This window comes from Deltaproteobacteria bacterium (assembly GCA_005879795.1).
Lineage (GTDB): Bacteria > Desulfobacterota > Binatia > DP-6 > DP-6 > DP-6.
The window spans coordinates 1-4,865 of sequence record VBKJ01000123.1 but is presented as its reverse complement, the minus strand read 5'-3'; the positions used below and the strand labels follow the sequence as shown (position 1 = coordinate 4,865).

5 protein-coding genes are annotated in these 4,865 nt (G+C 74.7%); all 5 read left to right on the top strand.

Features of this window, described 5'->3' with window-relative positions; all coding sequences use genetic code 11:
* Positions 1–395 precede the first annotated feature (395 nt).
* The 5 genes from E6J59_06475 to E6J59_06455 all read left to right on the top strand — a co-directional run bounded on the left by E6J59_06475 (position 396) and on the right by E6J59_06455 (position 4,704).
* The gene (locus E6J59_06475) at positions 396–1,742 is read left to right on the top strand and encodes a cobyrinate a,c-diamide synthase (protein TMB21113.1); all 1,347 of its coding nucleotides are present in this window, start codon (positions 396–398) and stop codon (positions 1,740–1,742) included.
* A gap of 32 nt (positions 1,743–1,774) precedes the next feature.
* The gene (locus tag E6J59_06470) at positions 1,775–2,623 is read left to right on the top strand and encodes an ABC transporter substrate-binding protein (GenBank protein ID TMB21112.1); all 849 of its coding nucleotides are present in this window, start codon (positions 1,775–1,777) and stop codon (positions 2,621–2,623) included.
* Positions 2,620–3,630 (top strand): iron ABC transporter permease, encoded by a 1,011-nt coding sequence (locus tag E6J59_06465; GenBank protein TMB21111.1) that lies wholly within the window; start codon positions 2,620–2,622, stop codon positions 3,628–3,630. The genes E6J59_06470 and E6J59_06465 overlap by 4 nt, the downstream gene beginning before the upstream one ends.
* Positions 3,627–4,415 carry a heme ABC transporter ATP-binding protein gene (locus tag E6J59_06460; protein TMB21110.1) on the top strand — a complete coding sequence of 263 codons (789 nt, stop codon included), beginning with the start codon at positions 3,627–3,629 and terminating at the stop codon, positions 4,413–4,415. The genes E6J59_06465 and E6J59_06460 overlap by 4 nt, the downstream gene beginning before the upstream one ends.
* 79 nt (positions 4,416–4,494) lie before the next feature.
* Complete coding sequence (locus E6J59_06455) at positions 4,495–4,704, top strand: hypothetical protein (protein ID TMB21109.1); 210 nt, start codon at positions 4,495–4,497, stop codon at positions 4,702–4,704.
* Positions 4,705–4,865: the final 161 nt, after the last annotated feature.

The window sequence follows — 4,865 nt, the reverse complement described above, 5'->3', positions numbered from 1 at the left end:
TGCCGCTGCTGGCGATGTGCCTGAGCGACCTCCTCCTCGGCTTCGGCGTCCATCGAGTGATGCCGTTCGTCTACGGCAGCTTCGCCCTCAACGTGGTCCTCGGCCGGCTGATCCGGGATCGGCGCTCGCCGCTTGTCGTGGGCGGGGCCGCGTTGGCCGGGTCGGTGCTGTTCTTCGTCATCACGAACTTCGGCGTGTGGTGCTTGAGTGACCTCTATCCGCGGACCGTAGAGGGCTTCGTCGCCTGCTATGTGGCGGCTATCCCGTTCTTCCGGAACACGCTCGCCGGAGACCTCCTTTATGCTGGCGTGCTCTTCGGCGGGTTCGCCCTGGCGGAACGGCGCTTCCCCGCACTGCGGAGGCAGTCGGCGTTGGTGCTTGCCCATGGATAGGCCGTGAAGGCCCTAATCGTCGCCGGCACGGCGAGCGGCGTCGGCAAGACGACCGTCACGCTCGCGCTTCTCGCGGCGCTCCGCGAGCGCGGGCTCCGGGTGCAGCCCTTCAAGGGGGGCCCCGACTTCATCGACCCCGGGCACCACGAGGCGGTGTGCGGGGTGGCCTCGCGCACGCTGGATGCCTGGATGCTGCCGGCCGAGGAGAACCGGCGCATCTTCTGGCGGGCGGCCTTGGGACGCGACGTCGCGGTGGTCGAGGGCATGATGGGGCTCTTCGACGGCGTCGAGGGGGCGAGCGAGGCCGGCAGCAGCGCCGCGCTCGCGAAGATGCTCGGCCTGCCCGTGGTGCTCGTCGTCGACGCCGGCGGTGCGGTGCGGAGCGCGGCGGCGGTCGTGCGCGGGTTTCGCGACTTCGACCCGGCACTCCGGCCGGCGGGTGTCGTCTTCAACCGCGTCGGCGGCGCGGCGCACCTGGCGGACCTGACCGCGGCCGCGGCGCCGCTCGGCGTGCCCCTCCTGGGCGGCCTCCCGTGGGAGCCGTCGGCGACCGTCCCCGAGCGACACCTGGGGCTCGTCATCGCCGACGAGACGATGTGGACGCGGGAGGGCGTGGGCCGTCTCGCCGCACTCGCGCGCGATCACCTGGACCTCGCCCGCCTGCTGGCGGAGAGCGAGGTGCGAGAGCCGGCCCGGCTCCCGCCCGAGCCGCCGGCGCTCCCGGCGCGCGTGCGCGTGGCGATCGCGCGCGACGCTGCCTTCTCGTTCTATTACCGCGACAACCTGGACCGCCTGGCTGCGGCCGGCGCCGAACTCGTCGGCTGGAGTCCGCTCGCGGACGCCGGCCTGCCCGCGGGGACGCGCCTGCTCTACCTCGGCGGCGGCTATCCCGAGGTGCATGCGCCGCGCCTCGCCGCCAACGCGGCGGCGCGCGCGGCGGTGCGCGAGTTCGCGGCCGCGGGCGGCGCGATCTACGCCGAGTGCGGCGGGCTCATGTACCTCACCGAGCGGCTTCGCACGCTCGACGGGACGTCGCACCCGATGTGCGGCGTGCTGCCGCTCGCGGTGCGCATGGAGTCGCGGCTCGCCGCGCTCGGCTACGTAGAGGTGGGAATCGCGCTCGGCGACGGCCCGCGGCTCAGCGCGCGGGGGCACGAGTTCCGTCACTCGACGTTGGAGGCAGAGCCGGCGGCTGGGCTCGAGACCGCCTATGAGGTGCGCGACGCCCGCGGCGGGCCGGTCCGGCGCGAGGGCTACCGGAGGGGCGGCACGCTCGCCAGCTACGTCCATCTGCACTTCGGGAGCTGCCCGGAGCTGCCGGAGCGCCTGCTCGCGTGGGCGGCGCGTTGACAACGGGCCGGGCGCCCGCGAGAGGCATCGGCATGCGCGTGCGGCTCTCGGCGATCCTCGCGGCGGCGGCGCTCGGGGGCTGCGCGCCCGCGCCCTCCCCGGCGCCCGCCGGCCCGCCGGCGCGCATCGTGTCGCTCGCGCCGTCCATCACCGAGGTGGTGTACGCGCTCGGCGCGGGCGAGCAGCTGGTGGGCGTGTGCGCGCAGTGCGACTACCCGCCGGCCGTGGCGAGCGTTCCGCGCGTGGGCGGCTACCTCGTGCCGAGCGTCGAGGTGACGCTCGCCCGGCGCCCCGACCTGGTGATCGCGGCGCCGTCGCCCGGGAACCGCGAGGCGGTGCGTGCCATCGAGCGCGCCGGCGTGCGCGTGCTGGTGGTCCACGACCGCACGCTCGCCGATCTGTGGGCCTCGATCCGCGCCGTGGCCGGTGCGCTGGGCACACCCGCAGCGGGCGAGCGGTTGGTGGCCGACGTGACCGCCCGGCTCGGCGAGGTGCACGCCCGCGTGGCCGACCTGCCGCCGCGGCGCGTGCTCGTGATCGTCGGCCACCGCCCGCTGGTCGCGGTCGGGCGCGGCACGCTCCAGGACGAGCTCCTCACCATGGCGGGCGGCGTCAACGTGGCCGCGGACGCGGGGCAGGTGTGGCCGACGCTCACGCTCGAGCTGGTGGTCGCGCGCGCCCCCGAGGTGATCGTCGACGCCGCCATGGGGAGCGAGGCCGGCGCCCGGGAGCTCTTCGCCGGGCTCACCACCGTGCCCGCGGTACAGAACGGCCGCGTCGTCATGCTCGCCGACGAGACGCTCCTGCGCGCCGGGCCGCGCGTGCCCGAGGCGGCGGCGGCGCTCGCCCGGGCCATTCACCCCGAGGCGTTCGCGGGGTGACCGTGCGGCCGCCGCACTTGACCGCCGGGCGCCTCGTGACGGCGACGTCGGTGCTGGCACTCCTGCTCGCCGCGACGCTCGTCGCCACCTCGCTCGTCGGTCCGGTGCACGTGAGCCTCGCGCGCGCGCTCGCGGGCCCCGAGAGCACCGACGCCGTGATCCTCTTCCGCACGCGCCTGCCGCGTGTGCTGCTCGGGGCGGTCGTGGGCGGGAGCCTCGCCGCCGCGGGCGCGGCGCTGCAGGCCCTGCTCGGCAACCCGCTCGCCTGCCCTCACCTGCTCGGCATCTCGGGCGGGGCGGCGGTGGCCGGCGTGCTGGCGCTGGTGGCCGGTGCCGACGCGGTCTCGCCGGTGGTGCCGCTCGCGGCCTTCGCGGGCGCGCTCGGCGCGATCGCGATCGTCGCCCTCGGCGCGCGCGCCGGCGGGCGCACCACGCCGCACGCCGTCCTGCTGGTCGGCGTGGTGTTCAACGCGCTCGCCGCCGCGGCCCTCATGCTGGTGAACGCGCTCGCCAGCTACACCCAGGCGCAGGGCGTCCTCTTCTGGATCATGGGCTCGCTCTCGACGCAGAGCTACGGGCTCATCGCCGGTGTGATGCTCTACAGCCTGGTCGGGCTCGGTTGGCTCGGCTTCCACGCGCAGGATCTCAACCTGCTTGCCGCCGGCGAGGAGGGCGCCCAGCAGCTCGGGGTCGAGGTGGAGCGCACCCGGCGGGCGGTCTTCCTCGCCGCCTCGCTGCTGGTCGGGGCCGCGGTGTCGGTGAGCGGCATGATCGGGTTCGTGGGGCTCATCGTGCCGCACCTCCTGCGTCTCGTCCTCGGGCCGGACCAGCGCCTCCTCCTCCCGGCCTCCTTCCTGGGCGGCGCCATCTTCCTCGCGTGGGCGGACACGCTCGCGCGCACGTTGCTCGGGCCGGTCGAGCTCCCCGTCGGCGTGGTGACCGCGCTCACGGGCGGGCCGTTCTTCCTCTACCTCCTCCGCCGGCACCTCCGGCGCGCGCTCGCATGACGGTGCTCCTCGAGGCCGAGCGCGTCTCCTTCGCCTACGGGCCGCGCGTCGTCCTGAGCGAGGTGAGCGTGGCCGTGGCCCCCGGGGAGCTGCTCAGCGTGATCGGCCCGAACGGCAGCGGGAAGACGACGCTCGTGCGCCTCCTCTCGGGCGTCCTCGCGCCGCGCGCGGGGAGCGTGCGTTTCAGAGGGGCGGCGCTCGGCGCCTACCGCCGCCGCGAGCTGGCCCGTCGGCTGGCCGTCGTGCCGCAGGACCCGACGCTCGAGTTCCCGTTCACCGCGCTCGAGGTCGTGCTGATGGGCCGCGCGCCGCACCTTCCGGCGCTCGGCTTCCCGCGCGCGCACGACCTCGCCGTCGCCCGGGCGGCGATGGCGCGCCTGGAGGTCGCCGGGCTGGAGGACCGCCCGCTCGACCGGCTCTCCGGCGGCGAGCGGCAGCGCGTGCTGCTCGCGCGCGCGCTCGCGCAGGAGCCGGAGGTGCTCCTCCTGGACGAGCCGACGACGCACCTCGATCTCCGCCACCAGGCGGGCATCTACGACGTGGTCGCGGAGCTCCGTCGCTCGCGCGGCATCGCCGTCGTGTCGGTGCTGCACGACTTGAACCTGGCGGCACTCTACTGCGACCGCCTGGTCCTGCTGGCCGGCGGGCGGGTCGTGTGCGAGGGGAGCCCTGCCGAGGTGCTCACGCCGGCGGTGCTGGGCGCGGCCTATGCGACCGAGGTCTACGTCGGTACGAACGCGCTAACCGGGGGGCCGATCGTGCTGCCGCGGGGGCGCCGGCCCTAGGCGGTCGCTCGTGCCCGGCGCGCGAGGGCGGCTCGGATGTTGACTTACAACTGGTCGGTCGATATGGGATCGGTAAGACATGGAGACGGCGACTCTGTCGAGTAAGTTTCAGCTCGTGGTTCCGCGGCGCGCGCGCGAACGTATGGGGCTCCGCCCGGGCATGCGATTCACGGTCCTCGACAAAGGGGGCGTTCTCTACCTGGTTCCCGAGCGCCCGATGCGTTCCTACCGGGGTCTGGCGAAGGGCACCAGTCCTCGCGGCCTGCGGGAGAAGAAGGATCGGCTCTGATCCTCGTCGACTCGAGCGGCTGGATCGAGTATCTCGCCGGCGGGCCGCGGGCGGATCGTTTCGCTCCTTACCTGGAGGGCCGGGAATCGCTGCTCGTCAGCGCGATCGAGGTCTACGAGGTGTACAAGGTGATCCGGCGGGATCTTTCCGAGGAGCGCGCG

Excerpts from the sequence above, each read along its gene's own strand:
- E6J59_06460 (TMB21110.1), top strand. The coding sequence starts at position 3,627 with ATGACGGTGCTCCTCGAGGCCGAGCGCGTCTCCTTCGCCTACGGGCCG.
- E6J59_06455 (TMB21109.1), top strand. The coding sequence starts at position 4,495 with ATGGAGACGGCGACTCTGTCGAGTAAGTTTCAGCTCGTGGTTCCGCGG.
- E6J59_06470 (TMB21112.1), top strand. The coding sequence starts at position 1,775 with ATGCGCGTGCGGCTCTCGGCGATCCTCGCGGCGGCGGCGCTCGGGGGC.